Source organism: Streptomyces sp. NPDC023541, from assembly GCF_055559995.1.
This window is the reverse complement of sequence record NZ_JBVHJO010000048.1, coordinates 1-1,048: the sequence shown is the minus strand read 5'-3', so window position 1 is coordinate 1,048 and position 1,048 is coordinate 1. Positions and strand designations below refer to the sequence as shown.

Annotated in this window: 1 protein-coding gene; it reads left to right on the top strand. The window is 68.1% G+C overall.

The window, feature by feature from the left end; translation table 11 throughout:
* Positions 1 to 147 precede the first annotated feature (147 nt).
* A protein-coding gene (locus ACZ3X1_RS37330) for an IS5 family transposase (RefSeq protein ID WP_467284027.1) occupies positions 148 to 1,001 on the top strand; the annotation gives its coding sequence in 2 pieces (ribosomal slippage) (positions 148 to 496 and positions 496 to 1,001; 855 coding nt in all).
* Positions 1,002 to 1,048: the final 47 nt, after the last annotated feature.

The window sequence follows — 1,048 nt, the reverse complement described above, 5'->3', positions numbered from 1 at the left end:
CAGCCCACGACCGGGCATCAACAAGTTCCCCACCCATGAACTGACCAACGACCGACCTGCCCAACCGTCACGGCAAACACCGTTGCAGTACTAGGTCCTGTCCGGCGGATCTTGTGACTGTCTGCTTGTCCGGTCGTTAGGTCGGGCATGGGGCGGGTTGATCTGACGAATGCGGAGTGGGTGCGGCTTGAGCCGCATCTGCCCGCCGCCGGCCTGCGCGGTGGACGCTGGTGTGACCACCGCCAGGTGGTCAACGGGATCCTGTTCCGAGTGCGGACCGGGATTCCGTGGCGAGACCTCCCCGAGCGATACGGCAGCTGGAAGACGGTCTACGAACGCCACCGGCGTTGGTCCGCCGACGGCACATGGGATCGGATCCTGCGGTCGGTCCAGGCCGATACCGATCTGGCGGGCCGGCTCGACTGGAGCATGGTGGGCGTCGACTCGACCACGTGCCGGGCCCACCAGCACGCGGCCGGGGCCCGCAAGGCCGCCCCGAGAGTCCCGAAAAAAGAACGACGCCTCGAAACCACCGCCCCGACGAGGGACTCGGACGGTCCCGGGGCGGCCTGACCTGCAAGATCCACCTCGCCGGCGAGGGTGGCTGCCGCCCGCTGGCCTTACTGGTCACCCCGGGCCAGTGGGGCGACGCACCCCAGTTCACCGAGGTCCTCGCCCGGATCCGCGTCGCCCGGCCTGGCGGCGGGCACCCCCGCACCAGGCCGGACCACGTCAGCGGCGACAAGGCATACAGCTCACGCCGCAATCGCAGCCACCTGCGAAGACGACAGATCAAGCACACGATCCCGGAACCGAAGGACCAACGGGCCAACCGCAAACGCCGCGGCAGCAAGGGCGGTCGGCCCACCGGCTTTGACAGCGAGCTCTACAAACGCCGCAACGAAGTCGAGCGGACAATCAACCGGCTCAAACACCACCGGGCCGTCGCCACCCGCTACGACTGTGAGGATGTTCGGGTGCCGCTCCACGCGGTGGCCTGACTCGCGCTACGACTGGCCCTGGTGCCTTGCGTTTGATCTGTCGGCCA